This is a genomic window from Tenacibaculum profundicola, assembly GCF_057220795.1.
This window is the reverse complement of record NZ_CM170137.1, coordinates 1,325,630-1,352,161: the sequence shown is the minus strand read 5'-3', so window position 1 is coordinate 1,352,161 and position 26,532 is coordinate 1,325,630. Positions and strand designations below refer to the sequence as shown.

Genomic DNA, 26,532 nt, shown 5'->3' with positions numbered 1-26,532 from the left:
ATTTAAAGATAGTGTCATTACCGCTAAAGTAAAAGCAACTACCAGGGGGACACTTGAAAGTTTAGATTTTAGTTATTATTTGGCTCTAAAATACTATGAAAAAACAATCACTAAAACACTTACACCTAAATACTCCTTGCTAGTAGGAGGTAAGCTCAACACTTCAACTGATTTCAATAGAACCTCGTTTGAGTTAAACACAGGATTTCAAAATAAAAAAGGCAATATTTTTGAATTAGGCTACAATACAGACAAACAGTTTACAGTAGGATATAAATGGAATATATTAAGAAGGTATTAAAAAGATTTAGGATTATAGCCATGTTCATTTCATAAAAAACACTTTTAATCTCAGTCCTATTTACTTATATTTGAAAGGTAGATATGCGCAATTGTGCATATACACTAGTTATGTATGACCGCTCTGAATGGTTTTGAAAACAAATAAATTCCAATTTGGGTGGATAGAGGATAAGAACAAAAACTAAAAATTGCTTACTATAATGAATGAGAATAAGACTGTGATTTTGTAAGCATTTATAAAGATTTTAGGATTGATATTAAACGATAAAAATTATAGGTCAGAATTATAAAACCTATTTTTTATCTTTGGTTGAGTTAGTTTTGTATAAGCCAAGTGTAGGCTTCGGCTTTTGTACAAAGCTTCTTTAAAAATAAATTAAAAGTTATGTGTGTATTTGTCGCCAAGCAATACGTGTCGCTATCCATACATAACAACATGTAAAACCAATGCCTGCCTTTGCGCGCTAAGTTCCAGCCGCATTTTACGGCACTGTTATTACACAAACGTTACCACACATTTGAGTAAAAACGAACATTGGAGAAAAAAAAATCATATAAAGATTATTTAGACAAAACATTTCTTGAGGAATTGAATTATAAAATTTGGTCTACTAAAGGCAGTAGATTTAATGCAAGTAAAAGACTTTTGAAAGTGGCTGACTTATCAAACTTATGTTTAAGTATGTTATCTGTCTATTTAATAGCTGTCGGACTTTTATCAGTTTATAACATATATTCAACTGAAACGATTGACGAAAACTTAATTGCATATTCAATTACTTGTCTTTCTATATTATTATTAGTATTTGGACAAATAGAGAACGCAAAAGACTTCAGCACAAAAGCAAAACAATTTCATACTTGCGGACTTGAATTATCAAAACTGTATAATGATTTAAGGATTTTTAAAACTCTGAAAGAGAAACCAAAATTGAGTGAAAAGAAAGAATTTGCAGAAAAAATATCTGACAAATATGAACGAATTTTAGAAAGACACGAAAATCACGAGCCAATTGACCATAATATGTTTAAAGCATCAAAAGCAGATTATCACGAATTAAACAAAATAGATGTTTACAAAATAAAAGCTGATTATTACATTAAAACAAGTTTGATTTATCACACTTTAATAATATTACCACCAATAATCATAATTGGACTTTTAATTAAAACTAACTTATAAATGACAATTAAAGAATTTGAAGAAAAATCTAAAATAATTAGAAAAGAAATTTTTGATGAGAGTCTATTAAAACAACCAAGCATTTACTCATTAAAAAGAGTTGGAAATCAACTTCTAGATATTGTAAAAACAATGAAATCTGAAAATTCCGAAATGATTCCTACTCTTCAATCATTGAAAATGGACTTAGACATATATTTAGCTGATTTAGGTGGAGAACTTCAGCACGATTATGATAAAAATAATAAAAGGTACAAAGGAAAATGGTCGAATGAGAGTAGAAAAATAAGTGGATTTATTTCTCGACTAAAAACATATATTTTGGAAAAAGAAACGAAATAAAAACGTGTGGTAATAACTAAGCATATGGCGTGCCGATAGGCTAAGGCTATATGTCCTGTTGACTGATCCGTTGATAACAAGGAGCAAAAAAATAAGTTTGCGCTGTTTTTGTATATTTGGTAAAACAAGTAATACAAAAATATAGAGATAGCTATCAGGCTCTACTCTACTATGCCATTTAAGATAAATATTCTGCATTAAAGAAAAATGATATTTACTTCTGATAAAGATTATAAATCAACCAAGAAAATAAAGCAAGGGATTTCAAAAATCAAGGATGAATTTGAGCCACTTGCGAAATGGATTGATAAAAAATATAGTGTAAAAACACTAAATTTAGTTTTTGATTTTATGGATAATAACAAGTCCAATCCACGACTACAAGTTTGTCTTGAATATGCAAAAGACAAAGGGAAGTTTATGGACAAACGAACTTATAATTTTGACAAAACAAAGCAAAACGAAATTGCGGAAAAATTTGGAGAAATAACTTCAAATTATGAATTGAAAAATAAGCCGAATTGGATTAAAAAACTACTTGGACTGACTTATAAATCGAATAATCTATTTGTTTATTTCTCTGACTTTGAAACAATAGCAAAAGATGAGGCGAATGAAAAAATACCTGAAAAGGAAATCAAAAATCTGAAATCGGAAATAAATAATCCAGAAATCTGGATGATTGACAGAAGATTTAATAGTGCAACTATCTTTTTATATACAGACGAGCAATTAAAGAAATATCAAGATTCGGAATTACATAAAAAATGGAATGAACAATATTTTGACATACTAAAAAAGTATGACGAATTTGGATATTTTAAGAGAGGCTTTTATTCGGTTTTTTTGGATAGTAAAGAGAATTTTGATACCAATTATGAAAGTAACTGGTACTATTACTATAAATAAAAAACGGCATACAATAACTAAGTATATGGCGTGCCGATAGGCTAACGCTATATGATTTGTTGGGCACATAAGGAATAAAAAACAAAAAAAAGTCACATAACCAGTAGGTTGCAATTGTTAGGCGCTTAACTATTTGAAAGATCAATCATTTCTTGTAACAATTCTTCAGGAGGTAGCTTTTTAGTTAGCTTATCTAGTTTAGACCTTTCTTTATTATATTCTATAAAAATAGTAGAGCTAAGATGTTTTAATGTCTCGATCTTACTAATATGATACTCTATAGCTGATATATTCTGAAATCTGCGCCATTGGTCATTATTCAAATGTGGCACTCCTACGTTCTTTAGGACTTGGGCGAAATATTTAAGGTACATGTTGCAAAATTAATAAGAGTATGATTTACTCCTTGCTTGCGTTTGTAGTATTAAAAAGATTTAGGATTATAGCCATGTTCATTTCATATAGAAGCATAAACACTGGAAAAACCAATAAAATCTTAGTAATGAGGTGTTAATCTTAAAACTAGATATACAATCAACCCTAAAAACAATTTTAATCTCAGCCCTATTTACTTATATTTGAAAGGTAGATATGCACAATTGTGCATATACACTAGTTGCCAATCATTTGAGAAAAACGCTCTGCATTAAAAATGGAAATACAAAAAGACATTCAAAATATTATTGATTATTCACACAACTTTGCGGAAACAATGCTGAATAATGGAAAGGAATACTATCCTTTCGGAGCTAAAATTGATAATAATGGAGAGTTAATCGCAGTTGGATATAAAGACAACGAAACGGATTGTCCTGAAAGTCAAAAAGTGATTGACGAGTTGACAGCGGGATTTGAGCAAGAACTGAACAACGGACAAATAAGAGCTTACGGACTAACTTACGACGTGAGAGTCCAAACGGATAGTTTAAAAGACAAAACTGATGCAATTCTGATTGACATTTATCATCGTAATTCAAATGAAATACCAAAATACTATTTCACATATTTTTGGAATGACAAGAATAAATTAGTTTTTGGAGAAAGTTTCGGAATGAAAAAATAAAATAAGCTAATGGCAAATAACGTAGAGTTTAACCAAGAACTAGTTGATGTTTACTTCACAAAATGGGTTGGAGTTTCGGCAATAAACACAGAAGATTATGAAAAAGGACCTTCTGTTTTTGGACTATACTTTCCAGATAGAAAAACTGCTAGTAAATCATATCTCTTTTTGCAAGAATGGCAGAAATGGAAACCAGAACTTCAGATGGTTTTATCAATCGTACAGGAGAGTGAAGAAAAATATTCATTTTACATCTATAAAGAAAGTCGGGATGAATTCGTTAAAGGAACTTTTGACCATAATTTGGACACCAATGAATTGAAAATATTTTTGGCAAATGAAATCAATCACATATTTGTTGTTTTAGCAAGATTTCCTGACTCAAACAATAACATTGTAGACAACCCTTCTCAGCAATTTATGACAATGAAAAACTTGAAATTTAAAAAAAGGGCTGAAGTTGAATAGATGGAAATTCAAAATAATTGAAAAAAACGATTGGCAACACCGTATAAAATTAATTGCTAGTAATTATCTACTTATGAAAGTCCTTGCAGAATTATTATCTGTGATTTATTTGCTAACTTTAATGCTTAAATACGCAACTAATCTTATACAAACACGTTAGTGTGCCACGAAGTTGTGTAAATCCAGTGGGTGTAAATCCCACCAGAGTAATTGGCTGTTCACTCTGAAGGAATCTAGACAGTTAGACTCGTGAGGGTTTTGCTGAAGCTCTAGAGGACAAATAATCAAGCCGTAATGTGTAATACGTGAACCCATAGTAGCTTCGATAGGTGTACTCGCAATTTGGGGAGAGTTTTGACGGTCTTCGAACCCTGTCACTTCCATAGGATAAACAGTCGCGAGACTATGGAAGAGTTGCCGGAGTCATAGGGATGGCGTGATTATAGATGGATTTATACGGAACGTGGGAGGTCTCTTATAATAAGCATTGGCAAGGCAAAACATGCTGGTATAAGTATTACGAAATCCAGCAATGGTTATAAGAGAAGTCGGAGGAGCTCATAGTACCGATAATTATAGGGACAACATAACCCTATTTAGGAAAGGGGCTCTACTTTAGAGAAGCTTATATGAAAAACAGAACGACCTATATTGATGAAAATCTATTAGTAAGTCCATCGCAATGCGATGAGAAAGTTCGTGTTTTTCAAAGGAAGCTATACATTACAGCCAAGAGAGATAGCAGTTTTGTAGCACATAGTTTGTATGATAAAATATGTTTAGACTATTTTCTAATCACTGCATTCTATCGAGTTAAACAAAACTACACAAAAGGAATGGGAGTAGATGGTGTTAGTATTGCTAGTATCGAGCAATCAGGTCTACAGACTTACTTAACAAACTTACAAAATGAATTAAGGGAGAAACGGTACCGAAGCAATTTAATTAAACGAGTTTTGATACCAAAAGAAGAGAAAGGATCTTTTCGGTCATTAGGAATACCTACCATAAAAGATAGGATAGTTCAAATGGCAGTAAAAATGGCCATAGAACCGCTATGGGAAACTGAATTTATAGCTACGTCTTATGGGTTCAGGCCCAAGCGAAGTGCCAAAGACGCAATAAAGCAGGTAAAGACAAATATCTACGAAGGGTATCAATTTGTACTGGATGCAGATTTATCGAAGTACTTTGATAGTATCCCTCATGACCGCCTGTTTATTTGCTTAAAGCGAAAGATTTCAGATACTTCGATACTTGGATTAATTCACCAATGGGTAAGAGCTCCTATTCAATTAGAAACAAAGGAGTTATTAAAGAGTAAACAAGGAAGCCCACAAGGAGGGGTAATCTCTCCACTACTATCAAACATCTACTTGCATGAATTAGACAAAATAGTAACAAATCCAAAAGGTAAATTTGCCCACTCACAAATTCGTATAGTACGTTTTGCAGATGATTTTCTTCTAATGGGGAAATGGTATTTCAGTAAAGATATACTAAGTTATCTAGGTAAAATAGTATCGAATATGGGATTAAGATTAAACCCGAATAAAACCAAGTTATTACATACGAGCAAGAGCAGTCTCTACTTTCTAGGATTTGAAATTAGGAGTATACGCTCGAAATTTAGTTGGAACAAAAAGAAGTATACCAATATTCGTCCTAGTAATAAGTCACGGAGTAAACTATTCCGAAAGCTTCGGGATACATTATATAAACGACGGCATTGGACTATACCCTGGATTGTATGGAAACTAAATAAGGTAATTCTAGGTTGGTTGAATTATTACTCAATAAGTAAAACGACCCATATTTGGGAAACGATCAAGGTTATAAAGAAACAATTGGATTACCAACTGTTTAAATGGATGAAAAGAAAAGGTCGAAAAGCACATCGGAAGCTTCGCCAGCGTCCCTATGAGACATTAGTAAGATTGTATAATCTTCTAGACATAGAAAAGTATGCTCGCTTAAAGACACTCTCGAAAGCGGAATGAAGAACTCTATTCGGTAAGCCGTATGAGGGAAAACTTCATGTACGGTTTGATGAAGGGGGCACTGATAGCTATTTTGTTTTTGTATATTTGGTAAAACAAGTAATACAAAAATATAGAGATAGCTATCAGGCTCTACTCTACGCTTTAATGCGAAACAAAATGGAAATAATTACTTGGAATAAGGAAAAAGAACTTAGGAAAAAGTGGTGGAATGAAAGAAGAGGAAAATATAATGTTGGACTTATTCTAAGTGGAATAACTGCTTTCATTATTTATGCACTTGTGGTTGAATTTATAGTTCCTTCAAGTGCAGATATTGAAATAACAATATTTACAATTATTTTTCAAGGAATTGGATATTTATTTATGATTGGAATTGCCAATGTTTTTTACAATTTTGGAGCTATTATTGAAAAAATGATTGAACCAAAAAATGCGGAACAGTTTCGGAAATTGACTTATAATATTGGATTTTGGTTCTCTTGCGGACTTCCGTTTTTAATTCCGTTAATTTTATTGATTACCTATTTTTAGAGAGTTGAAAATTAAACTGAATGAATTGAATATCAAACTGAATAAAAAACACTAAAGCTAATAACTAAGCATATGGCGTGCCGATAGGCTAACGCTATATGTCCTGTTGACTGATCCGTTGATAACAAGGAGTAAAAAGATAAGTTTGCGCTGTTTTTGTATATTTGGTAAAACAAGTAATACAAAAAAAATATAGAGATAGCTATCAGGCTCTACTCTACTACATAATTAAAAACGAACTCAAAACTTAAAGTGAGTAAAAGAATACAAAATAATAAAAAAAAGAGGAAAAATAAGGTAACTAAAAAATCTGACAAACCATTTGTAATCGGGTTTGGAATATTTATGATTTTATTTTTTTTATGGGGTCAATTTTCAAATAACGGTGATATAAATGAATCTGAATTATTAACTATCAGTGGAAACCTGAATTCCGAATTAATTCAAGAGTCTACTGGTGGAACTAAAAAAACATATTTTTGGACTTTTTTAATAGAAAATCAACCTGTTAAATTTTCAATTGGAGGTTTTGCTAAAATGAGTTTTGACTCAAAGCTATTTAAAAATACGGAATCAAATCAGTCTGAAATTACTGTAAAAGTGGATAAAGAATTTTACGAAAAGTCAATTAAGGAATCAAGAAATAAAACTATTGGAATTAAATACTTGTCATCAAAGAATCGAAGATATTTTGACTTAAAAGACTATAATGAAAACAAAAAATCAGATATAAAATTCTTATATTTATTTCTAATAACTGGCATTGGAGGAATAATGTATGGTTTAAGAATGAAAAAATAACTATGTACAACTAAGCATATGGCGTGCCGATAGGCTAACGCTATATGATTTGTTGACTGATCCGTTGATAACAAGGAGTAAAAAGATAATTTTGCGTTGTTTTAGTATATTTGGTAAAACAAGTAATGCAAAAAAAAAATATAGAGATAGCTATCAGGCTCTACTCTACGGCTTCATTAAAAAACATATGAAAATAATTAAAAGAATAATTCTACTCATTCTCTTCATCACTTTTGGTGGAATCATTCTTTTATACATATTTCATAAACCGAATTATAGTAGAGAAAAATATATAGATTTATTTATAGCTGAAAAGCTTATAACAAAACCAGATTCGATAAAATATTTTAATGACCTATGGGATAGTACAAATGTTAATAAAACTAGTGTTTGGAGCTCAGTAAAGAAACAGGAAAGAAGACCTTTAAAATGGAGTTTTATAAAAACCGAATTTGAAAAACTAGATACTATTTCTTTGAAATTAACAAATATATCTGGTGAAAGAATGTATTATATGAGTTGGGGCTCTCCTTTTTCAAGAGTAAGAGAAAACATAATAGTCTACAAAAATGGAAAAGGTTATTTAATTCCGTTTGGTGGATTTGGATGTGGAACTGGAATATATCTTGAACAATTGAAAAATAATGAAACAATTAGTGCTAAAAACTGGAACCCACTCTTGTTCAACCCCTATACAAATTATCAACTACCTTTGAAAAGTAAAAAGTTTCCTAAATTATTTAAAACATTATATGGAGATTCTGTCAAAATTATATATGAGCAAGCAACTTATGGAAATCCTTGGGGAAAATACCCCTCTCAGATGATATTCTCTCAATCAATCTCAGTATCAACTGATAAGATATTACAAAACTGGAAAAAAGGAATCCATACTAAAAACCCTGAATTTGATACTGATAAAAATGATAATGATGGAGCTTTTGAAATTTATAACGAATAATAACGAAAGCCCAATAACTAAGCATATGGCGTGCCGATAGGCTAACGCTATATGTCCTGTTGACTGATCCGTTGATAACAAGGAGTAAAAAGATAAGTTTGCCCTGTTTTTGTATATTTGGTAAAACAAGTAATAAAAAAAAATATAGAGATAGCTATCAGGCTCTACTCTACGCAACAATTTGAGAAATGACGAAATACATTCAAATTTTTATAATTTTTTTGACATTATCTGCTTGCGGACAAAATGCGAATGAAATGAAAACACCAGAAAATGCGAATGAAAAGTTTGCCGAATTTATTGCAAAGAAAAAGTTCGTAGAGGAAAATCATTATCCTGAAATTGCGGACGAAAAAATGCGGCCAGTTTTCACAGAAAAAATTAATAAAGTCGCAACGGATTTTAAGACTGTTTCGAAATCAGAAAAACCAACCGACAAAAAATATCAAGAAAAAATCGGAATCGGACTTTCGAGATTTTCGGATGTTTATATGGAATTAGATACTGAAGACCGAGAGCGAGTTTGCACGTATTTTGAGGAATTAATGGATATTGTCGGATTGGAAAGTTCAGGTGGACAATTGAACAAATTTATGTATGGTTTTGACCTTAATAAAGCGAATAAGAAAAATGAATAGTGTTGAAAAACTATATGATTATCTGAATCAAAAACTACCAAATTCTGTGAATTATGAAGATTTGCATAATTTATATTATTCGTTGTTTTGTACTCTAGATATTCTACCTGAAAATTTAAAATCCCTAAAACTTACAAAAGAAGTTCTAGCTCTGACGTTTGCGAAATTATCATCGAGAAAAAATATTACCAAATTAGTATCTAATAACAACATTACGGACGAAAATTATTGGATTGAACAAATTGCTGTTTCTATGAGAACAGATAAATGGCCGAATCACGAAAACGCAAGAATATTAATCGGAAATAAATAAAAACTGTTGCCAATAACTAAGCATATGGCGTGCCGATAGGCTAACGCTATATGATTTGTTGGGCACATAAGGAATAAAACATATAATATACTTACCACAAACACTTTTTTCAAGGTGTTTTTTTATGTTCAAGATTTAATAAACGAATTATAAAATAATAGTAGGTTGCAATTGTTAGGCGCTTAACTATTTGAAAGCTCAATCATTTCTTGTAACAATTCTTCAGGAGGTAGTTTTTTAGTTAGCTTATCGAGTTTAGACCTTTCTTTATTGTATTCTATAAACACAGTAGAGCTAAGATGTTTTAATGTCTCGATCTTACTAATATGATACTCTATAGCTGAGATATTCTGAAATCTGCGCCATTGGTCATTATTCAAATGTGGCACTCCTACGTTCTTTAGGACTTGGGCGAAATATTTAAGGTACATGTTGCAAAATTAATAAGAGTATGATTTACTCCTTGCTTGCGTTTGTAGTATTAAAAAGATTTAGGATTATACCCATGTTTATTTCATATAGAAGTATAAACACAGGGGAAATCAATGAAATTTTAGTAATTAGATGTTAAACTTAAACCTAGATATACAATCAACCCTAAAAACAATTTTAATCTCAGTCCTATTTACTTATATTTGAAAGGTAGATATGCGCAATTGTGCATATACACTAGTTGGCTTTAATGCCCAAACCAGAATATAAAACTAATTTGAATGGATAGGAAAACACTTTCTGAATTATCGAACGAAGAATTGATAATTGAAAAAAAGAAGCTGAAAAAGAGAAAAGTAACTAATGCATTAATAATTGGTTTTTTGACTGGAATTATTGCGGTTGGATTTATGGCTTGGTTCTTAGGTTCAAAAAAGAACTTTATCGCTTTTCTTCTTCCAATGATTTTTCCGATTTACTTCATATACTTAATTATCAAAAATTCTAAAAAATATAAGGAGTTGGAAATAGTTCTAAAAGAACGAAAACTAAGTTGAGAAATTGATTAATGATATCCATATTGGATTATTATGCAGAATTTGAAAGAAAATGGAAAAACATAAAATTAAGTCTGACTTGCACTCGGATGTAAAAAGAGAAAAGCACTAAAAGCCAACAATGTTTATAGTGCATAGCACCCTCCGGGATGCTACGACACCATACACGGAACGTTGTGTTTCATTAAAAATTGAATCAATAAATTTATAACATTGAATGATAATCAACAGGTGATAGAAGTGATCGTTAATTTTCTTCGCTCAATTATGATCAAGGTAGTTGAGAAGGAATTATCAAATGACACGTTTCTACCAGGACTAAGCATTACTGGAAATACAATTTTAATGGACTTAGAGAAATTAAAATATCCAGGAGACTTATTACATGAAGCTGGTCATATAGCTGTAACTGACGAAAAAAATAGGCCACTTATAGGTACTCCTGAAATTAGTGATAATTGGCCGACTGATAGTGACGAAATTGCAGCTATTCTTTGGTCTTTTGCCGCATCGTATCATTTAGAACTTGATTTAGAAATTGTCTTTCACCCAGACGGATATAAAAATGACTCAGAATGGTTAATTGAACAATTCAAAAGCAAAAACTATATAGGATTGCCTCTCTTGGAATGGATGTCTCTATGCAGTAAAGAGGAATTTCCTGTAATGAAAAAGTGGTTAAGATAAAAATACACTAAAAATGAAATCAATACTAACAAACGAAAACACAATAACTAAGTATATGGCGTGCCGATAGGCTAACGCTATATGATTTGTTGGGCACATAAGGAATAAAACATATAATATACTTACCACAAACACCTTTTTCAAGGTGTTTTTTTATGTCCAAGATTTAATAAACGAATTATAAAATAAGAGTAGGTTCTCCGATACCGTTAAAAACGGAAAAACGTTCTTTGATACAATTGTGGTAAGTGAAAAATAAATACTTAGATTTGCGTCTCACTTAAAAATTTTAATATGAAAAAATCCATATTTACACTATTTGCTTTATTAGTAATCTCTTCTTTTTCTTATTCCGTTTTTTCTCAAAAAATTAAGTTAAAAAAGAAAAAAGTTCTATTAGATAAAGAGGTTATTCTAAAATACGAAAGATTACGAATGGGGAATGATCTATCCTTATATGACTTAAGAGATAATGAAATTCTTTTTGTAAGAAGAGAGGTTCATAGTAATCCAGAAAAAAGTTATGCTGTAATAACATTTTTAGATCTCGATTTGACAATAGAAACAAGAGATTTATATACGTTTAAAAGAATTATAAAGCGATTGGTAAAAGATAAGGTAATTAAAAAGGATGGTACAATCAATAAAGATAATGCCAAAAAGTTTAAAAGAAAATACGATCAAAATATCTCTAATAGAACAATTCTTCATTAACATTAAAAATAATTCACTTACCATAAGAGCTTCAAATTGAAGCTCTTTTTTATTGTCAAAGATTTGGTTAAACCGACATCTACGGATGTCAAAATAAGAGTAGTATGATAAGTATTGAAATCATTTCAAATGGAATAATAAGCGATTTTCCAGATGGGGAAAAAACTTATTACAAAGACACAGAACACTTAATTAAATGTGTGACAGAAGATGAAATTCAAAGAATGAATGATTTACAGAAACATCATGATTCAGTAGGTCAAGTTTTCACAATGGAATTTTCAATCAATGAACAAAAACCAAATAAACAGTAATAATTAGGATATGAGATTATTTAAAGTAACAAAGCTATTTAAGTCAAACCCCCGAGGAATAACTTGTAAAGGAAATACTTGGGTAGTTTCTGATTCAATCGAAAAAGTAGCAAAAGAAAATCCTACGTCTATTTGTATACTAGATAAAGGAAAAGTTAAAATTATAAAATAATAGTAGGTTCTTCGACACCTTAAAATCGGAAAAGTTCTTTGACATAATTGTGGTAAGTAAATTACAATAAGCGTTTATAGACGTTTATAAACGTCTATAAACGTTTATAAAACGTTTATTTGTAAACATATTATTATCTTTTAACATGATAAATTCTTTGGGATGATATTCATGTTTATTTCATATAGAAGTATAAACACAGGGGAAATCAATGAAATTTTAGTAATTAGATGTTAAACTTAAACCTAGATATACAATCAACCCTAAAAACAATTTTAATCTCAGTCCTATTTACTTATATTTGAAAGGTAGATATGCGCAATTGTGCATATACACTAGTTATGCGCAAGTGTCAAAAACAACAAATCAATGTTCGGAATAGGAAAACTCTTATTTGGTGAAAAAGTAAAAATCAAGACAGATAGTTTAGGTGTTTTTGTAGCAAGAGTGAAAAATGTAAATCAAAAAGATATCATTTGGACTGGAAAAATAGAATCTAAACAACATGAATTAATTTTACTTCTATTAGGAGGTTCAAGTGGTCCATATAAACATCAATTAGAGGCTACTATTCACATAATTGACGAATTAGACAATATTAAAAATCAAATTGTTCAATTGATAAATAATGATTCAGAATTAAAAGATAAATTTCAAAATCAAAATATTTCTGATTTTCATTTAGTATGCATAAACCCATGGTTGAAAAACGAAACAAGTTATGAGTTATCATTTGATTCAGCTAAAAATGATAAATATGTAGGTGCGATTTTTAAAAATGGAATAGTATCAGATGTAAATGTTTAAAGTTAAAACCAGCGCATAACAACACCTATAAAATAATACGGGTTTTGGCCTTTAGTCCTCAGGTTTGTGTATATTTAGACTTACGCCAAATCTTTTAATTTGGCTTTTTAGAAAACAAAAAAATTAAAAACAAAATAAAAAGCGTTTGGCCTTTGTCTACTTGAAAATCAACGGATTTTTTGCCCCGTACTATTCATAGCCAAACCGTTATGTATGACCGCTCTGAATGGTTTTGAAAACAAATAAATTCCAATTTGGGTGGATAGAGGATAAGAACAAAAACTAAAAATTGCTTACTATAATGAATGAGAATAAGACTGTGATTTTGTAAGCATTTATAAAGATTTTAGGATTGATACTAAACGATAAAAATTAAGGTCAGAATTATAAAACCTATTTTTTATCTTTGGTTGAGTTAGTTTTGTATAAGCCAAGTGTAAGCTTCGGTTTTTGTAGAAAGCTTCTTTAAAAAAAAATAAAAGTTATGTGTGTATTTGTCGCCAAGCAATACGTGTCGCTATTCATACATAACAACATGTAAAACCAATGCCTGCCTTTGCGCGCTAAGTTCCAGCCGCATTTCACGGCACTGTTATTACACAAACGTTGGGTGGCATTTAAAAAAGACAGAATAGCATGATACTTTTTACCATATTAGTTTTAATTATGTTCTTCTCATCCAAACGGGTTGATTGGATTTCTGATTGGTACAAAAGGATTATTTCTCAGCCTAACAGTTACTATATTTTATTAGCATTGCTTGTAATCGGATTCATAGGACAACTGGATTATACAGACAGATGGGGTTGCTTTGTTAGCGGTGAATCTATTTTTGATACTAAAAACATTCTTTTCTCATCGATTTCTATTATTCTAATTCTGACTTCATTATTTCTCAGATCAAAGGTTTTAAAAATTATCGTAATTCTTGTTGAATTAATATTTTGGATTATTAAGCTATTCTATTTCAAAGGGGGATATGTTGTTTCAATTGCTGCAGCATCAGACCCAATAATATCGTTTTATGATTCCGTGACTTTGGCATTACGACTTTTTATTATAAGCGGATTATTACGGGTAAACATCAAGACAATTTACATTTTAATTTGTACTCTAGTAATTATGGCGATTAAGGTATTTGTATTCCCTACTCAATTTAGTATGATTGCAGAAGAGAGAAAGAGCTTGGAGAGAGCTGAACTAACCAAAGAAAAGCTTGTCGGAGAATGGTTTGGAACCTATGAGTACGATTCAACAACCTTTAATAAGACTATACAGCTAATTGATTCTGCAACTATAAAGTTTGATACTAACAAGATTACTTTACTTGATTTTCGGAATATTGATAGTATAAAATTATTTCTGGACTTTAATTCTGAGTTTCGGGGGTATATTCATGAACGGAGAAAGGGTAATTGGGAAAACTATTATGATTTCTGGATTCGAAATATATCAAAAGATTCACTGGAGATAACATTTACACATTCTTTTGATGACTATAGATTTAAGATGAGAAAAAACGCCACCCAACAATAAATATAGGTCATTTGGCGGGTAGTGTTAAATTTTAAAATGAGTATAATTAATAAAATATATGGCGGTTTGATATGTGGAGCTTTGAAATGCCAAACGCCCCATATTCTTAACGTTATGTATGACCGCTCTGAATAGTTTTGAAAACAAATAAATTCCAATTTGGGTGGATAGAGGATAAGAACAAAAACTAAAAATTGCTTACTATAATGAATGAGAATAAGACTGTGATTTTGTAAGCATTTATAAAGATTTTAGGATTGATATTAAACGATAAAAATTAAGGTCAGAATTATAAAACCTATTTTTTATCTTTGGTTGAGTTAGTTTTGTATAAGCCAAGTGTAGGCTTCGTCTTTTGTACAAAGCTTCTTTAAAAATAAATTAAAAGTTATGTGTGTATTTGTCGCCAAGCAATACGTGTCGCTATCCATACATAACAACATGTAAAACCAATGCCTGCCTTTGCGCGCTAAGTTCCAGCCGCATTTCACGGCACTGTTATTACACAAACGTTGTACATAATGCGGAAAAAATGATAGTCCGACCACATAAAATATTGCTGATTAAGAAAAATTTCATCGAATTCTCATTCAATGAGAGCGAAGATGATGATGTAGAAGTAATGCCTGATTTTGAGAAATTTAAAACTCTGAATTCAGCAGAACAATATTTCCTTGCTGACAATTATAACTGGGACGATGGAACAATTGTATTGGACTGGATAATTGACAGCCCAAAATGTGACAAAGGAACTGCTTCATTAATATTCTGGAGAGCGGAACCTGACTTCTATTTTGACTATACAGCGAAAACAATCGAAGATTATGAAAAACCTGTTTGGAATTTATTGCAAAAGATTGTGAAAAAATTTAAGGAAAACGGATTTAAGAATAAAAAACTAAAATTTGATCCAATAGGAGAAGGATATAAAACTGATTGGAAAACGGAATTGGATATTTGGGAAATACCTGCGGAATTAAAAACTGCGACAAAAGGGAAAAAACCCTTCGTATTGGGAATTTGAAAAATGAAAAAAGCACTATGTACAACAATGTATAACCGCAATTACGGCGGATTAGACTTCGTTCGAATCCACTCGGAATTGCAAAAGTCCGTGCCAAACCGAAAATTAACGCATATAAACCCGTAACTGACGGTTATACTAGACCGTTATGTATGACCGCTCTGAATGGTTTTGAAAACAAATAAATTCCAATTTGGGTGGATAGAGGATAAGAACAAAAACTAAAAATTGCTTACTATAATGAATGAGAATAAGACTGTGATTTTGTAAGCATTTATAAAGATTTTAGGATTGATATTAAACGATAAAAATTAAGGTCAGAATTATAAAGCCTATTTTTTATCTTTGGTTGAGTTAGTTTTGTATAAGCCAAGTGTAGGTTTCGGCTTTGTACAAAACTTCTTTAAAAAAAAATAAAAGTTATGTGTGTATTTGTCGCCAAGCAATACGTGTCGCTATCCATACATAACAACATGTAAAACCAATGCCTGCCTTTGCGCGCTAAGTTCCAGCCGCATTTTACGGCACTGTTATTACACAAACGTTATGTATGACCGCTCTGAATGGTTTTGAAAACAAATAAATTCCAATTTGGGTGGATAGAGGATAAGAACAAAAACTAAAAATTGCTTACTATAATGAATGAGAATAAGACTGTGATTTTGTAAGCATTTATAAAGATTTTAGGATTGATATTAAACGATAAAAATTAAGGAGAATTATAAAACCTATTTTTTATCTTTGGTTGAGTTAGTTTTGTATAAGCCAAGTGTAAGCTTCGGCTTTTGTACAAAGCTTCTTTAAAAATAAATTAAAAGTTATGTGTGTATTTGTCGCCAAGCAATACGTGTCGCTATCCATACATAACAACATGTAAAACCAATGCCTGCCTTTGCGCGCTAAGTTCCAGCCGCATTTCACGGCACTGTTATTACAAAAACGTTGTATGCAAGCTGAAAAATGAAAGACCAATTGAATAATATACTGACTGTAAAGCCTTGGATTATGTTTTTGTCAATAATCATACTATCAATCTTTTCTGAAACAATGATTGGAATTGTACTAATGATAATCTGGTTATGCTTATTCACTTACTGGACTTTAGGAGTTGGAGAGAAATTGCACAACAAACTGAACGATAAATCTATTTTGAACCTAAAAAGATTTAAAATTCAAATTGGTTTCGTTGTTACATATCTTTTAATTATTTTCTTGACTGTAGGTGGTTATGAAATAAATAATGAAAACATTGCTGAATATGGTTGGAAAGCTTGGTTAATTATTCCTCTTCATCTGATTTTAATGTATTCTATGATTCACACAATCTACTTTTTATCAAGATGCATTACTACGTTGAGAAATAAAAAAGAAGGTTATGGTTGGTATATGTTAGGATTTTGGTTTTTTCCAATTGGAATATGGATAATTCAACCAAAAATAATAGAATTACTGAATGAAAAGCCAGCATACAACAATGTATAACCGCAATTACGGCGGATTTGACTGAGTCCGAATCCACTCGGAATTGCAAGTGTCAGTGCTTAACCGAAAAACAGTGACTTTAAACCCGTAACTGACGGTTATACGAGACCGTCAGACTGCGCAAAAACTCTTACTATAAAGGTTTTAAATTTGATTAACTATTCGTATTTTAATAGTGTAATTAAACACTAATTTTTATATGGATTTTATTCAAGGATTTGACCGAAATCAATTACAAATGATATCGTTTGATGAATTTGTAAAACAAGACTCTTGGGCTAGAATAGTTGATTTGTTTGTAGCGTGTTTACCAATAGATACTTTAGGTTTTAAGCATGAACATGCAAGTCAGGGACGTCCACCATATGCCACAACAGACTTATTGAAACTATTGTTGTACGGCTACAAAAATCATTTACGATCATCACGCAAGTTAGCACATGCCTGTCAGGTTAATATGGAAGTGATTTGGCTAATCAAAGGACTCAAACCATCAGCTCGTAAAATTGCTTACTTTAGAAAAGATAATTCAAAAGCATTTAAACAGGCCTTTAGATATTTTGTACTAATGCTTAAAGACATGGAGCTTATTGATGGTCAAACTATAGCAATAGATTCATTTAAAATTAGAGCTCAGAATGCACTCAAAAACAATTTTAACCAAAAGAAAATTGACAGGCATATCAAGTATATTGATGATAAAATAAATGAATACCTAAGTCAATTAGAACAAGAAGATGAGCTCGATAAACAAGAAAAAATCAAACATAAAATAGAGTATCAGCATAATAAAAAACTTAATTATATAAACATAGAAAAGCAACTTATTGATAGTGAACAAACACAAATAAGTTTAAGCGATCCAGATGCCAGAAGTGTGGTGCTACACCGAAACATCATCAATGTAGGTTATTGTATACAGGCTGGATGTGATAGTAAACACAACCTATTTATTAATAACGATACGGGAACAGTAAACGACACTCATGCGCTGTCTCCAATGGCTTTAGATGCAAAAAAAATACTAAAATTGAAACAGATGAATGTTTTGACAGATAAAGGTTATACAACAGGGAAGCACATTGATATTTGCACCAAAAATAACATTACAACATTTTCATCACCAAAGGCACATTCTTCTCAAAACAACGGCTTGTATGATATGCAAATTTTTAAATACAATCCACAACAAGACTATTATACCTGTCCTGCTAATAAACTACTTAAAACCAACGGAACTATTTACAATAAAAACAAGCATAAAGTAAAACATTATAAAAACCGACAAGCCTGTAAAAATTGTGACCTTAGAGCACAATGTACCACCAATAAAAACGGACGATTTATTGAACGATCCATTTACCAAGAAGCCCTTGAGAATAATAAAAAAAGAGTAGATTCAAATCCAGACTATTATAGGTTAAGGCAACAAGTAACCGAACATCAATTCGGCACTTTAAAACGACAATGGGGATTTACCTTTACACTTATGAAAGGCAAAGAAAACGTACTTTCAGAAGTTAATTTGATGATGATGGTTTACAACCTTAGAAGACTTATGTCTATTTTTACTCCAAACGATCTAAAAAACAAGCTAAAAGCGCTTGACCGACATATTTTGCACCTATACAAGCTATTTTTAGACTTTACAAGACCCTATTTATTTAAAAGTAACTTCCTCGTTGTAAATCCACTAATAATTAAGCACCCTTAGAACAAGCTAAAAAAGAAATAATAGCTACTTTTACAATAATAATCAGAGTTTGTGCGCAAACTCCCGTTGTGTGCAATTCCCCTCTTTTCCGAAAAATAATCTCTTTAAGGTAACGTTTTGTATCTTATTAGGGTTCATTGTTAGACCGATTTTTAATTGATGCCTTCAAAGCTCTCGCGCAATTCTGGTTGGAATGTAAAAAGCCTTTGATATACCAGTGTTTTGACCCCTATAAAACAAGAGTAATCTTTTAAATTTCGATTATTAATTAAGCTACTGTTTTTTGCATTAAAATTAAGCGTTTGTCTTGGTTCCATTTTTCCATAGGAGTTATTCTTCCTAATAGCCCATGGTGCCTTGTGTTGTTATAGAAAATCACGTACCTTTTTAGTATTTGTTCTATTTCTCCGAAAGTTCTATACTCAAATCGTTGAAAGACTTCTTTTATCAGTATTCCATGATACGCTTCTACATGTGCATTTTCTTCTGGTGTAGCTACATGAGTAAACTCCTGGCTCACACCTATTAATTCTAAGTACTCACGAACACTTTTAGCTATAAATTGACTTCCATTATCACTTCTAATAACAATTTTTTCAGGATATTGGTATTGTTCAAGCATAAGGGAAAGGAGTGTTATTACTTGTTGTTGTTTTATAGAAAAAGAAAAATAGTCTTTTAAGATTCTACGAGTATGTACATCAATTATCGAGAGTAAATAAGCATTTTTACCTACACTAGGAATCCATACCATCTTTATATCCATTTCTAAACACTCCATTGGACGTGAGGTCATTACTTTTCTATATTTCACAAACTTCCGACCAGAACCACTTCTGTTTATTCTGTGTTCTAATTTCAACATATTAGCTTGTTTCATTATTCGATACAGCTTTTTATGATTTATCATATAACCTTCTTTCTTTAAATAAGAACACATTAATCGATATCCACAGTCTATAAATTCATGACTTAAAATATTTTTAATTGAAGTTATAACGTCTGCTTGGTCTACCAGCCCTTTAGTGTTATGATAAGTAAGTTTAGAAGGTTTATTTCCTTTCTGACCACCACTAGGTGTTCTATAATAACTACTCTCTACCATACCAACCATTTTAATGATTTTAGTTTTACTACACTTATGCTTTTTATAAGTAAGATCTACTAAATCTTTCTTGGATCTGACGTCCCAAACTTTTTTTTTAAAAGTTCTCGTTGCACTTCTAGTTCAATCTCTCTATCGCTAAGTAATTTACGGAGTACTCGATTCTCTTCTTCTGCAGCTCTTAATTCTTTACTCTTAGTCTCATAAGTAACTTTTAAACCTGCTTCTCCTTGGTGGTCAAACTTCTTTCTCCAACTATAAAAAGTACCTGTACTAACTCCATACTTTCGACAAGCTTCTACTATACCTATCTCTTCTGAACTAGATAGTATTTCCAACTTCTGAGCTAAACTCCATTTCTTGTATTTCATATCTCAAATATATTAGTTTGAAATTTAAAAGAACACTCCGAACTTATTGGGGGCTAAATTAACCAGTATCAAAGGCTTGTGATAATCTCATTGATGAATCCTTTATGGATATCTCGTTCAGAATATTTTCTTGATTACAATATACATTCTCTTTGGACATTTTTATTCATTTAAACCAAAAAGAATGGCAAAAAGAATGGCAAAAAGAATGGCAAAAAGAAAATTAAAAATGGATATCATTAATCCTAATGCAGCTGGAATTGATATTGGAAGTCGCTCACATTTTGTAGCAATTAATCAAGAACACTCTGATGTAAAAGAGTTTGGAGTTTATGCTCAGGACATGAAAGAATTACTCAAGTGGTTACTTGAAAATGATGTAAAAACTGTAGCTATGGAATCTACAGGTTCGTATTGGCAAAATTTATATACTGAATTACAGAATTCATCTATTGAGGTAATTCTAACAAATGGAAAATTCACCAAAAATATCAAAGGAAAAAAAACAGATGTTTTGGATTGTATGTGGATTCAAAGACTACATACTTTAGGGCTTTTAAGTGGAAGTTTTTTACCTGATTTAGAAACAGAGCACCTAAGAACTTTGGTTAGACACCGGGGTAATTTAATTCAGACTACTTCAAAAGCATCCAAAAGAATGGCTCAAAACATGAGGCTAATGAATTTAAGATTAGACATTGTGGTAAAGGACATTGTTGGTTTAACTGGTTTACGAATTATTAATAAAATTTGTAATGGAGAAACAAGTGGAAAAGAACTCGCTAAATTAAGACATGGGAATTGTAAAAAATCAGAAGAAGAAATTGCTAAAGCTTTACAAAGTAATAATCGTCAAGATTACTTATTTGTTTTAAAACAAGAGTTGCAAAAATACCAAGACACTCAAAAATTAATAATAGAATGTGATATTGAAATAAAAAATATTTTAGAGCAATTTGTGAATCAAGATGAAGTAAAAAAATCACTTTATATTGATAAGAAAGTACATAAAAGAATAAATAAAAACACGCCTAAAAACATAGATTTGAACCTTATTTCATATCAATATTTTGATGGTGTAGATTTATATGCTATAGAAGGATTTAGTCATGGGACTATCCTTACATTAATGAGTGAACTTGGTGAAAAAGGAATACTAAAATTCCAAAATGCTCAACATTTTACATCTTGGTTAAGACTAGCTCCCAACAATAAAATTTCTGGTGGACGTATTCTTAGCAGTAGAACCCCTAAAGGCAGTAATAGACTTAAAATAGCGCTCAGGCAAGCCGCTAATTCCATCGGTAATCTTAAAGACACTCATCTTTCAAACTTCTTCAATAGAATAGCATACAGGAAAGGTAGAGCTGTTGCTGTTTCTGCTACCGCAAGAAAATTAGCTACAATACTCTGGAATATGCTACACAAAAATATACAATATAATCCTCCAACAGTTTATGAGTATCTTGACCAGAAAAGAAAGAGAAAAGTTATGGAACTTCAAAAACAAATCGCTAATTTAGACGCTAGAATGAGTAAAACAAAACCTATTTAAAAGCTAGTAAAATCAATGGGCGTAGAAAACGTTACTCAGAATTCCCAACAAATCTTTAAATTTAGTTAAAATTAAATTAAGAGAAGTAACATTTAAAAATTCTTGCGTCATATAGAGTGAATTAGAATAATGCATATGGAAAATAATAGACGAAATTGGTTAAAAAAAGTTGGTTTAGGATTAGCTGGTTTAAGTATAGGACAACTTGATACTTTTGCCAATCCAAATACAATAATTGACAATATAAATCTTGAATCAAATGATTCTCGGATTTTATTAAGGTCTAACGAAAATCCATATGGACCATCACCTTTAGCAAGAATTGCAATGAAGGAAAGTGTTAATATTAGTAATAGGTATGGCTGGACTTTGACACCAGAATTGGTTAAAATTATCGCTAAACAAAACAATGTAACTAATAAAAATATTCTTTTAGGAGCGGGATCGACAGAAATTTTAGATTTAGTACTTCGATTTACGGCTTTAAAAAAAGGTAGCTTTATTTTACCTAAAACATCATACAGTTATTGGACTTATCCAGCAAAACAATTAGGACTTAAAAAAGTTACTGTTCCATTAACAAAAAATAAAAAACTTAATTTAACAGAAATGTTAAAAGCTATTAATCTAGATACAAGAATGGTTTATATTTGTAATCCAAATAATCCTACAGGAACAATTTGTGAAAGGGAAGAGCTTATTTCGTTTATAAAAGAAGCTTCAAAAAAAGTAATTGTATTAGTAGATGAAGCATACATTGAGTTTACAACTCAACAATCATTAAGTAATCTTGTTGCTGAAAATAAAAATTTAATTATTGCTAAAACTTTTTCAAAAATGTATGGGTTAGCGGGTGGAAGAATAGGTTATGCTGTAGCAAATGAACATACTATTAATGAAATTAGTCAATTACAATCTTGGCCAAACGGAAGTGTTAGCGTTGTATCAATAGCAGGTGCTTTAACGTCATTAAAAGATGAGGACTTTAAAAAGGAAGTTTATGCAAATAATGAAAAAGTAAAAAAATATACAATTGAGAACCTAGAACTTCTAAATATTAAATGTATCCCATCAAACACAAATTTTATTTATTTTTCATTTTCAGGTTATAGAAAAGATTTCTTTAAACAACTGGAAAAGAATAATATTGTAGGAACTAAAATTTATGAAGAAAACGGAAAATGGTCGAGAATTACAGTCGGGACTATGAAGGAAATGGTGCGATTTATTAATGCTCTAAAATAAAAAAACTGCACACAACAATCTGTATAATTAATGGCTATATTTTACTAAATTCAAAGTTCAGTTTATTCAATTAAATTCTTTAATAAACTAAAAATTTCGACACTTTAATACGCCACTAACCATACAGTTTAACGTTGTAGCACATTAAAGTTGAATATTGAATTACAAGATTAGTCGTCTTTTTTCATAAAGTGTAACATTCTTTTGGAACAGAAGTCTTATAAGGGAATTTAATAATGAACTCAAATACAAAAACCGAAATGACATATAAGATATTTTTTATCCTTGGACTTATTTTCCTATTAACAGGACAACTTTTGATAGCGCAAGGCAATGATTTTGTATATAGCCAAAAACCTATTGATTTTGCTCATTGGTTTTTGTTAATTGGAGTGGTTTGTCTTATTCCTCAGGTTGTCTCATTTCCTAAAAAAGTTTATAGCATTATTGGAATTCCATTAACTCTAATTGGAATAGCCTGTATCGTTGGAATGTGCATTTTGGATTTTATTTGGTGGAGTTTTCCTAATGAAGAAATGCGAATTGAATTTACAAATCATATTTCACAGGTTCCGTCAATCTGGATAACATTTATTGTAATAGGACCAAGTGCAAAAGTCTTTAATCTTGGCTTGCTGATTTTAAGCCTTAATTACTTAAACAAAGAGAAAATAGGAATAGGTATTCTTCTTATAGCTACTCTAATTTTATGGCATATTATACCTGTACCCCTTAGATTAGTTTCTGGATATTCTTTAACGCTAATTGCCTTTACAATAATTTTATTTGGAAAGAATATAAAAAACGTGCTACAATAACTAAGCATATGGCGTGCCGATAGGCTAACGCTATATGATTTGTTGGACACATAAGGAATAAAAAACAAAAAAAAGTCACATAACCAGTAGGTTGCAATTGTTAGGCGCTTAACTATTTGAAAGCTCAATCATTTCTTGGAGTAATTCTTCAGGAGGTAGCTTTTTAGTTAGCTTATCCAGTTTAGACCTTTCTTTATTATATTCTATAAACACAGTAGAGCTAAGATGTTTTAATGTCTCGATCTTACTAATATGATACTCTATAGCTGATATATTCTGAAATCTGCGCCATTGGTCATTATTCAAATGTGGCACTCCTACGTTCTTTAGGACTTGGGCGAAATATTTAAGGTACATGTTGCAAAATTAACAAGAGTATGATTTACGCCTTGCTTGCGTTTGTAGTATTAAATATATTTAGGATTATAGCCATGTTCATTTCATATAGAAGTATAAACACAGGGGAAATCAATGAAATTTTAGTAATTAGATGTTAAACTTAAACCTAGATATACAATCAACCCTAAAAACAATTTTAATCTCAGCCCTATTTACTTATATTTGAAAGGTAGATATGCGCAATTGTGCATATACATTAGTTGTGCTTCATGCAGAGAAAAATATGAACAAGAAAAATAAATACGGATTTCTGATTATTTCTTTCATCTTGCTGATTGGTTGTTCTAAAAATGACAATCAAATAATAGTAGAGACAAATGATGGTCTATCAATAGACAAAGTTGAAATTAGAAAAGGATTTACTTCAATTAATAGAGAAAATGACCTTGAACTATTTTCGACAAACTTAAAAACAGTTTTTAACGGAAATGACAAAGGAAATCTTGAAACCGACTTTGGGGAAAATGATTTCTTGGTCATTTATGATGACTCATACTATTACTCATTTAGACATTTTATTTATACTGACTTCAAAAGTTCATATCCTGAAGGACATGAATATAATTTTGAGTTTTTTAGGCGAAATGACTCTATATTTATGGCTGTGGATATTAAAGGAGAACAACCAATGGAGTTTACAAGACCTTTAATAAATAAAAAGTATGCTGAAAAATTTGTATGTAATACGCCTATTGATGAAGCAGGAGTAATGTTCAATATGAAAGAAATGGAAAAAAAAGAATAAGCACGAAAGCACAACAAAGGCTATACCCAATAAGGGTTTTAGTAGTAATTTGAAAGTAAATGCCTGTAATGAAAACTAGTAATAAATTGAAACGGAAGTGCTTTGAAATCCCTTACTGGGCATAGCCAAACCGTTAACACCAATTAAAACTGAATATTTAACTTAGAAATGAACTTAAACAAGCTATTTCCTTTTTTTTATCTGGCTGTTTGGCTTATAATACTATTTGTTCTACCAAAAGATGTTTTCTATTCCGGAAGTGGAATAATGAGATGGATTGTTTTCGGAGCTATATTCCTTGTTTTACCATATTTCTTATATAAATCACTGGAATTAACTTCTCTTGCTAAAAAAGTAAGAACTGGAATTGCATATATTTCTGTCTTTCTGGGAATTCCTTTTGGTTTATGGCTTGGAGTGCAAAGCGATATGGAATTAAAAAACAATGGAAAACGGACTTATGGAATAATTGAAAAAGCTTGGCTAGTTAAACGAAAAAGTAGAGCTGACGTTTGGTCTGTTAAAGCTAAGTATTCAGTGGATCATAAATTATATTACACATCAACTAAAGAAAACCCTGAAAAGACACTAACTATTGGAGACACAATAACAATATTATACTCCAAAACAACTCCTCAAATGAGCGAAATTTTAGAATTGAAAAAATAAAAGGTGTTAACACTATATATAGCAAATTGGGCAATTAGTGCTTAATCGAAAGATTGTTGTCTATTTGCAAAGTCGCCAAATCTTTTGATTTGGTATTAAAAGAGAAAAATTAAAACAAAATAAAAAGATTTGGCTTGTGGCTAAACCGAAAATAATCGCTTGTTTTCTGCCCAACTTGCCATATATTTAACGTTGTACAACATTATAGAAATCTGGAATGCTGAATATCTTTAGAACAAAACGGACTAAAACAATAGACGATACTCTTGGTGTTTTAACGTTCAAAAAATCAAGTAAGTTGGACGAAGCATACTGGAATGTTAACCGAAAGATTGACTCACTAAATGAAAAGGTTGAGTTTTATGTATACAATAATAAGACTGGAATAAGTGATATACAAAGAAAACTCATTTTAGAAATTGAAAAGAAATATCCTGAACTGGTTAATAATTTGGAAAATTATCTAAATAAAGAAATACAGGAAATTGACAGAAGCAGTTCAAAAATATCAATTCAAAAGGATTTGGATGTAAGTTTTATAAATATTCCTAAAAATCCGACTGAACTGAATAAATGGGAAATCAACTTTATTGAAAAAAGGGGATTTACTATTTATGGAATTGATATTGAAAACTGGAAACCTATTGATTTAGGTGTTTCAGCATAAAAAC

At 30.8% G+C, this 26,532-nt stretch carries 33 protein-coding genes; 28 read left to right on the top strand and 5 right to left on the bottom strand.

Annotation, left to right across the window (positions count from 1 at the left end; genetic code table 11):
• The first annotated feature begins 79 nt into the window (after window positions 1-79).
• The 4 genes from AC2TDS_RS05905 to AC2TDS_RS05890 all read left to right on the top strand — a co-directional run bounded on the left by AC2TDS_RS05905 (window position 80) and on the right by AC2TDS_RS05890 (window position 2,737).
• Window positions 80-301: a hypothetical protein gene (locus AC2TDS_RS05905; protein WP_484738191.1), complete on the top strand. Its 222-nt coding sequence runs from the start codon at window positions 80-82 to the stop codon at window positions 299-301.
• A gap of 537 nt (window positions 302-838) precedes the next feature.
• Window positions 839-1,486 (top strand): SLATT domain-containing protein, encoded by a 648-nt coding sequence (locus AC2TDS_RS05900; RefSeq protein ID WP_484738190.1) that lies wholly within the window; start codon window positions 839-841, stop codon window positions 1,484-1,486.
• Window positions 1,487-1,828, top strand: a complete 342-nt coding sequence (locus tag AC2TDS_RS05895; protein WP_484738189.1) for a hypothetical protein — start codon at window positions 1,487-1,489, stop codon at window positions 1,826-1,828.
• Window positions 1,829-2,035: 207 nt separating this feature from the next.
• The gene (locus AC2TDS_RS05890; RefSeq protein ID WP_484738188.1) at window positions 2,036-2,737 is read left to right on the top strand and encodes a hypothetical protein; all 702 of its coding nucleotides are present in this window, start codon (window positions 2,036-2,038) and stop codon (window positions 2,735-2,737) included.
• Window positions 2,738-2,862: 125 nt separating this feature from the next.
• Here AC2TDS_RS05890 and AC2TDS_RS05885 read toward each other — a convergent pair whose 3' ends face one another.
• Window positions 2,863-3,069: a hypothetical protein gene (locus AC2TDS_RS05885; RefSeq protein ID WP_484738187.1), complete on the bottom strand. Its 207-nt coding sequence runs from the start codon at window positions 3,067-3,069 to the stop codon at window positions 2,863-2,865.
• Window positions 3,070-3,389: 320 nt separating this feature from the next.
• Here AC2TDS_RS05885 and AC2TDS_RS05880 point away from each other — a divergent pair, with 320 nt between their 5' ends.
• The 8 genes from AC2TDS_RS05880 (at window position 3,390) to AC2TDS_RS05845 (ending at window position 9,515) form a co-directional block, all read left to right on the top strand.
• The gene (locus tag AC2TDS_RS05880) at window positions 3,390-3,800 is read left to right on the top strand and encodes a hypothetical protein (RefSeq protein ID WP_484738186.1); all 411 of its coding nucleotides are present in this window, start codon (window positions 3,390-3,392) and stop codon (window positions 3,798-3,800) included.
• A gap of 9 nt (window positions 3,801-3,809) precedes the next feature.
• Complete coding sequence (locus tag AC2TDS_RS05875) at window positions 3,810-4,268, top strand: hypothetical protein (protein ID WP_484738185.1); 459 nt, start codon at window positions 3,810-3,812, stop codon at window positions 4,266-4,268.
• 629 nt (window positions 4,269-4,897) lie between these two features.
• Window positions 4,898-6,268, top strand: coding sequence for a group II intron reverse transcriptase/maturase (ltrA, locus tag AC2TDS_RS05870; RefSeq protein ID WP_484736656.1), 1,371 nt, complete (start codon window positions 4,898-4,900; stop codon window positions 6,266-6,268).
• Window positions 6,269-6,427: 159 nt separating this feature from the next.
• Window positions 6,428-6,802 carry a hypothetical protein gene (locus tag AC2TDS_RS05865; protein WP_484738184.1) on the top strand — a complete coding sequence of 125 codons (375 nt, stop codon included), beginning with the start codon at window positions 6,428-6,430 and terminating at the stop codon, window positions 6,800-6,802.
• A gap of 252 nt (window positions 6,803-7,054) precedes the next feature.
• The gene (locus tag AC2TDS_RS05860) at window positions 7,055-7,603 is read left to right on the top strand and encodes a hypothetical protein (RefSeq protein ID WP_484738183.1); all 549 of its coding nucleotides are present in this window, start codon (window positions 7,055-7,057) and stop codon (window positions 7,601-7,603) included.
• A 187-nt stretch (window positions 7,604-7,790) separates the two neighbouring features.
• Window positions 7,791-8,564, top strand: coding sequence for a hypothetical protein (locus AC2TDS_RS05855; RefSeq protein ID WP_484738161.1), 774 nt, complete (start codon window positions 7,791-7,793; stop codon window positions 8,562-8,564).
• Between the two features lie 188 nt (window positions 8,565-8,752).
• Window positions 8,753-9,202 carry a DUF4844 domain-containing protein gene (locus tag AC2TDS_RS05850; protein WP_484738182.1) on the top strand — a complete coding sequence of 150 codons (450 nt, stop codon included), beginning with the start codon at window positions 8,753-8,755 and terminating at the stop codon, window positions 9,200-9,202.
• Window positions 9,195-9,515 carry a hypothetical protein gene (locus AC2TDS_RS05845; RefSeq protein ID WP_484738181.1) on the top strand — a complete coding sequence of 107 codons (321 nt, stop codon included), beginning with the start codon at window positions 9,195-9,197 and terminating at the stop codon, window positions 9,513-9,515. Before AC2TDS_RS05850 ends, AC2TDS_RS05845 begins: the two co-directional genes overlap by 8 nt.
• A gap of 182 nt (window positions 9,516-9,697) precedes the next feature.
• On the opposite strand, the gene AC2TDS_RS05840 is transcribed toward AC2TDS_RS05845, so the two are convergent.
• Window positions 9,698-9,904 (bottom strand): hypothetical protein, encoded by a 207-nt coding sequence (locus AC2TDS_RS05840; protein WP_484736598.1) that lies wholly within the window; start codon window positions 9,902-9,904, stop codon window positions 9,698-9,700.
• Between the two features lie 324 nt (window positions 9,905-10,228).
• Between AC2TDS_RS05840 and AC2TDS_RS05835 the strand changes: the two genes are divergently transcribed.
• The 10 genes from AC2TDS_RS05835 to AC2TDS_RS05790 all read left to right on the top strand — a co-directional run bounded on the left by AC2TDS_RS05835 (window position 10,229) and on the right by AC2TDS_RS05790 (window position 18,954).
• The gene (locus AC2TDS_RS05835) at window positions 10,229-10,504 is read left to right on the top strand and encodes a hypothetical protein (protein ID WP_484738180.1); all 276 of its coding nucleotides are present in this window, start codon (window positions 10,229-10,231) and stop codon (window positions 10,502-10,504) included.
• 267 nt (window positions 10,505-10,771) lie between these two features.
• On the top strand, window positions 10,772-11,191 hold the full coding sequence (locus tag AC2TDS_RS05830) for a hypothetical protein (protein ID WP_484738179.1): 420 nt from the start codon (window positions 10,772-10,774) through the stop codon (window positions 11,189-11,191).
• Window positions 11,192-11,485: 294 nt separating this feature from the next.
• Complete coding sequence (locus AC2TDS_RS05825; RefSeq protein ID WP_484738178.1) at window positions 11,486-11,905, top strand: hypothetical protein; 420 nt, start codon at window positions 11,486-11,488, stop codon at window positions 11,903-11,905.
• A 104-nt stretch (window positions 11,906-12,009) separates the two neighbouring features.
• Entirely contained in the window at window positions 12,010-12,219 is a 210-nt protein-coding gene (locus AC2TDS_RS05820; RefSeq protein ID WP_484738177.1) for a hypothetical protein, read from the top strand.
• A gap of 10 nt (window positions 12,220-12,229) precedes the next feature.
• Window positions 12,230-12,391 (top strand): hypothetical protein, encoded by a 162-nt coding sequence (locus AC2TDS_RS05815; RefSeq protein WP_484738176.1) that lies wholly within the window; start codon window positions 12,230-12,232, stop codon window positions 12,389-12,391.
• A gap of 369 nt (window positions 12,392-12,760) precedes the next feature.
• Window positions 12,761-13,198 (top strand): hypothetical protein, encoded by a 438-nt coding sequence (locus AC2TDS_RS05810; protein ID WP_484738175.1) that lies wholly within the window; start codon window positions 12,761-12,763, stop codon window positions 13,196-13,198.
• A 666-nt stretch (window positions 13,199-13,864) separates the two neighbouring features.
• Window positions 13,865-14,734 (top strand): hypothetical protein, encoded by an 870-nt coding sequence (locus tag AC2TDS_RS05805; protein WP_484738174.1) that lies wholly within the window; start codon window positions 13,865-13,867, stop codon window positions 14,732-14,734.
• Window positions 14,735-15,266: 532 nt separating this feature from the next.
• Complete coding sequence (locus AC2TDS_RS05800) at window positions 15,267-15,758, top strand: DUF4274 domain-containing protein (protein WP_484736624.1); 492 nt, start codon at window positions 15,267-15,269, stop codon at window positions 15,756-15,758.
• Window positions 15,759-16,805: 1,047 nt separating this feature from the next.
• Window positions 16,806-17,240, top strand: coding sequence for a hypothetical protein (locus AC2TDS_RS05795; RefSeq protein ID WP_484738173.1), 435 nt, complete (start codon window positions 16,806-16,808; stop codon window positions 17,238-17,240).
• Between the two features lie 199 nt (window positions 17,241-17,439).
• A complete protein-coding gene (locus tag AC2TDS_RS05790; RefSeq protein ID WP_484737691.1) occupies window positions 17,440-18,954 on the top strand; it encodes an IS1182 family transposase in 1,515 nt (504 codons plus the stop codon).
• Window positions 18,955-19,222: 268 nt separating this feature from the next.
• On the opposite strand, the gene AC2TDS_RS05785 is transcribed toward AC2TDS_RS05790, so the two are convergent.
• Together AC2TDS_RS05785 and AC2TDS_RS05780 are read right to left on the bottom strand one after the other, a co-directional pair.
• Window positions 19,223-20,077, bottom strand: a complete 855-nt coding sequence (locus tag AC2TDS_RS05785) for an IS3 family transposase (RefSeq protein ID WP_484738920.1) — start codon at window positions 20,075-20,077, stop codon at window positions 19,223-19,225.
• A 41-nt stretch (window positions 20,078-20,118) separates the two neighbouring features.
• Entirely contained in the window at window positions 20,119-20,430 is a 312-nt protein-coding gene (locus AC2TDS_RS05780; RefSeq protein ID WP_484735911.1) for a transposase, read from the bottom strand.
• Window positions 20,431-20,614: 184 nt separating this feature from the next.
• Here AC2TDS_RS05780 and AC2TDS_RS05775 point away from each other — a divergent pair, with 184 nt between their 5' ends.
• The 3 genes from AC2TDS_RS05775 to AC2TDS_RS05765 all read left to right on the top strand — a co-directional run bounded on the left by AC2TDS_RS05775 (window position 20,615) and on the right by AC2TDS_RS05765 (window position 24,048).
• Window positions 20,615-21,985 carry an IS110 family RNA-guided transposase gene (locus tag AC2TDS_RS05775; RefSeq protein ID WP_484738172.1) on the top strand — a complete coding sequence of 457 codons (1,371 nt, stop codon included), beginning with the start codon at window positions 20,615-20,617 and terminating at the stop codon, window positions 21,983-21,985.
• Window positions 21,986-22,120: 135 nt separating this feature from the next.
• Window positions 22,121-23,230 carry a pyridoxal phosphate-dependent aminotransferase gene (locus AC2TDS_RS05770; RefSeq protein ID WP_484738171.1) on the top strand — a complete coding sequence of 370 codons (1,110 nt, stop codon included), beginning with the start codon at window positions 22,121-22,123 and terminating at the stop codon, window positions 23,228-23,230.
• 236 nt (window positions 23,231-23,466) lie between these two features.
• Window positions 23,467-24,048, top strand: a complete 582-nt coding sequence (locus tag AC2TDS_RS05765) for a hypothetical protein (protein WP_484738170.1) — start codon at window positions 23,467-23,469, stop codon at window positions 24,046-24,048.
• Window positions 24,049-24,156: 108 nt separating this feature from the next.
• Here the strand turns inward: AC2TDS_RS05765 and AC2TDS_RS05760 are convergent, their stop codons facing one another.
• A complete protein-coding gene (locus AC2TDS_RS05760) occupies window positions 24,157-24,363 on the bottom strand; it encodes a hypothetical protein (RefSeq protein WP_484736598.1) in 207 nt (68 codons plus the stop codon).
• A 259-nt stretch (window positions 24,364-24,622) separates the two neighbouring features.
• Between AC2TDS_RS05760 and AC2TDS_RS05755 the strand changes: the two genes are divergently transcribed.
• The 3 genes from AC2TDS_RS05755 to AC2TDS_RS05745 all read left to right on the top strand — a co-directional run bounded on the left by AC2TDS_RS05755 (window position 24,623) and on the right by AC2TDS_RS05745 (window position 26,528).
• Window positions 24,623-25,192 carry a hypothetical protein gene (locus AC2TDS_RS05755; RefSeq protein ID WP_484738169.1) on the top strand — a complete coding sequence of 190 codons (570 nt, stop codon included), beginning with the start codon at window positions 24,623-24,625 and terminating at the stop codon, window positions 25,190-25,192.
• A gap of 168 nt (window positions 25,193-25,360) precedes the next feature.
• Entirely contained in the window at window positions 25,361-25,861 is a 501-nt protein-coding gene (locus AC2TDS_RS05750) for a hypothetical protein (RefSeq protein WP_484738168.1), read from the top strand.
• 217 nt (window positions 25,862-26,078) lie between these two features.
• On the top strand, window positions 26,079-26,528 hold the full coding sequence (locus AC2TDS_RS05745; RefSeq protein WP_484738167.1) for a hypothetical protein: 450 nt from the start codon (window positions 26,079-26,081) through the stop codon (window positions 26,526-26,528).
• Window positions 26,529-26,532 lie beyond the last annotated feature (4 nt).

Coding starts and splice junctions, on each gene's coding strand:
- AC2TDS_RS05895 (WP_484738189.1), top strand. CDS start 1,487: ATGACAATTAAAGAATTTGAAGAAAAATCTAAAATAATTAGAAAAGAA.
- AC2TDS_RS05890 (WP_484738188.1), top strand. CDS start 2,036: ATGATATTTACTTCTGATAAAGATTATAAATCAACCAAGAAAATAAAG.
- AC2TDS_RS05880 (WP_484738186.1), top strand. CDS start 3,390: ATGGAAATACAAAAAGACATTCAAAATATTATTGATTATTCACACAAC.
- AC2TDS_RS05875 (WP_484738185.1), top strand. CDS start 3,810: ATGGCAAATAACGTAGAGTTTAACCAAGAACTAGTTGATGTTTACTTC.
- ltrA (WP_484736656.1), top strand. CDS start 4,898: ATGAAAAACAGAACGACCTATATTGATGAAAATCTATTAGTAAGTCCA.
- AC2TDS_RS05865 (WP_484738184.1), top strand. CDS start 6,428: ATGGAAATAATTACTTGGAATAAGGAAAAAGAACTTAGGAAAAAGTGG.
- AC2TDS_RS05855 (WP_484738161.1), top strand. CDS start 7,791: ATGAAAATAATTAAAAGAATAATTCTACTCATTCTCTTCATCACTTTT.
- AC2TDS_RS05850 (WP_484738182.1), top strand. CDS start 8,753: ATGACGAAATACATTCAAATTTTTATAATTTTTTTGACATTATCTGCT.
- AC2TDS_RS05845 (WP_484738181.1), top strand. CDS start 9,195: ATGAATAGTGTTGAAAAACTATATGATTATCTGAATCAAAAACTACCA.
- AC2TDS_RS05835 (WP_484738180.1), top strand. CDS start 10,229: ATGGATAGGAAAACACTTTCTGAATTATCGAACGAAGAATTGATAATT.
- AC2TDS_RS05830 (WP_484738179.1), top strand. CDS start 10,772: ATGATCAAGGTAGTTGAGAAGGAATTATCAAATGACACGTTTCTACCA.
- AC2TDS_RS05825 (WP_484738178.1), top strand. CDS start 11,486: ATGAAAAAATCCATATTTACACTATTTGCTTTATTAGTAATCTCTTCT.
- AC2TDS_RS05820 (WP_484738177.1), top strand. CDS start 12,010: ATGATAAGTATTGAAATCATTTCAAATGGAATAATAAGCGATTTTCCA.
- AC2TDS_RS05815 (WP_484738176.1), top strand. CDS start 12,230: ATGAGATTATTTAAAGTAACAAAGCTATTTAAGTCAAACCCCCGAGGA.
- AC2TDS_RS05810 (WP_484738175.1), top strand. CDS start 12,761: ATGTTCGGAATAGGAAAACTCTTATTTGGTGAAAAAGTAAAAATCAAG.
- AC2TDS_RS05805 (WP_484738174.1), top strand. CDS start 13,865: ATGTTCTTCTCATCCAAACGGGTTGATTGGATTTCTGATTGGTACAAA.
- AC2TDS_RS05800 (WP_484736624.1), top strand. CDS start 15,267: ATGATAGTCCGACCACATAAAATATTGCTGATTAAGAAAAATTTCATC.
- AC2TDS_RS05795 (WP_484738173.1), top strand. CDS start 16,806: ATGATTGGAATTGTACTAATGATAATCTGGTTATGCTTATTCACTTAC.
- AC2TDS_RS05790 (WP_484737691.1), top strand. CDS start 17,440: ATGGATTTTATTCAAGGATTTGACCGAAATCAATTACAAATGATATCG.
- AC2TDS_RS05780 (WP_484735911.1), bottom strand. CDS start 20,430: ATGAAATACAAGAAATGGAGTTTAGCTCAGAAGTTGGAAATACTATCT.
- AC2TDS_RS05775 (WP_484738172.1), top strand. CDS start 20,615: ATGGCAAAAAGAATGGCAAAAAGAATGGCAAAAAGAAAATTAAAAATG.
- AC2TDS_RS05770 (WP_484738171.1), top strand. CDS start 22,121: ATGGAAAATAATAGACGAAATTGGTTAAAAAAAGTTGGTTTAGGATTA.
- AC2TDS_RS05765 (WP_484738170.1), top strand. CDS start 23,467: ATGAACTCAAATACAAAAACCGAAATGACATATAAGATATTTTTTATC.
- AC2TDS_RS05755 (WP_484738169.1), top strand. CDS start 24,623: ATGCGCAATTGTGCATATACATTAGTTGTGCTTCATGCAGAGAAAAAT.
- AC2TDS_RS05750 (WP_484738168.1), top strand. CDS start 25,361: ATGAACTTAAACAAGCTATTTCCTTTTTTTTATCTGGCTGTTTGGCTT.
- AC2TDS_RS05745 (WP_484738167.1), top strand. CDS start 26,079: ATGCTGAATATCTTTAGAACAAAACGGACTAAAACAATAGACGATACT.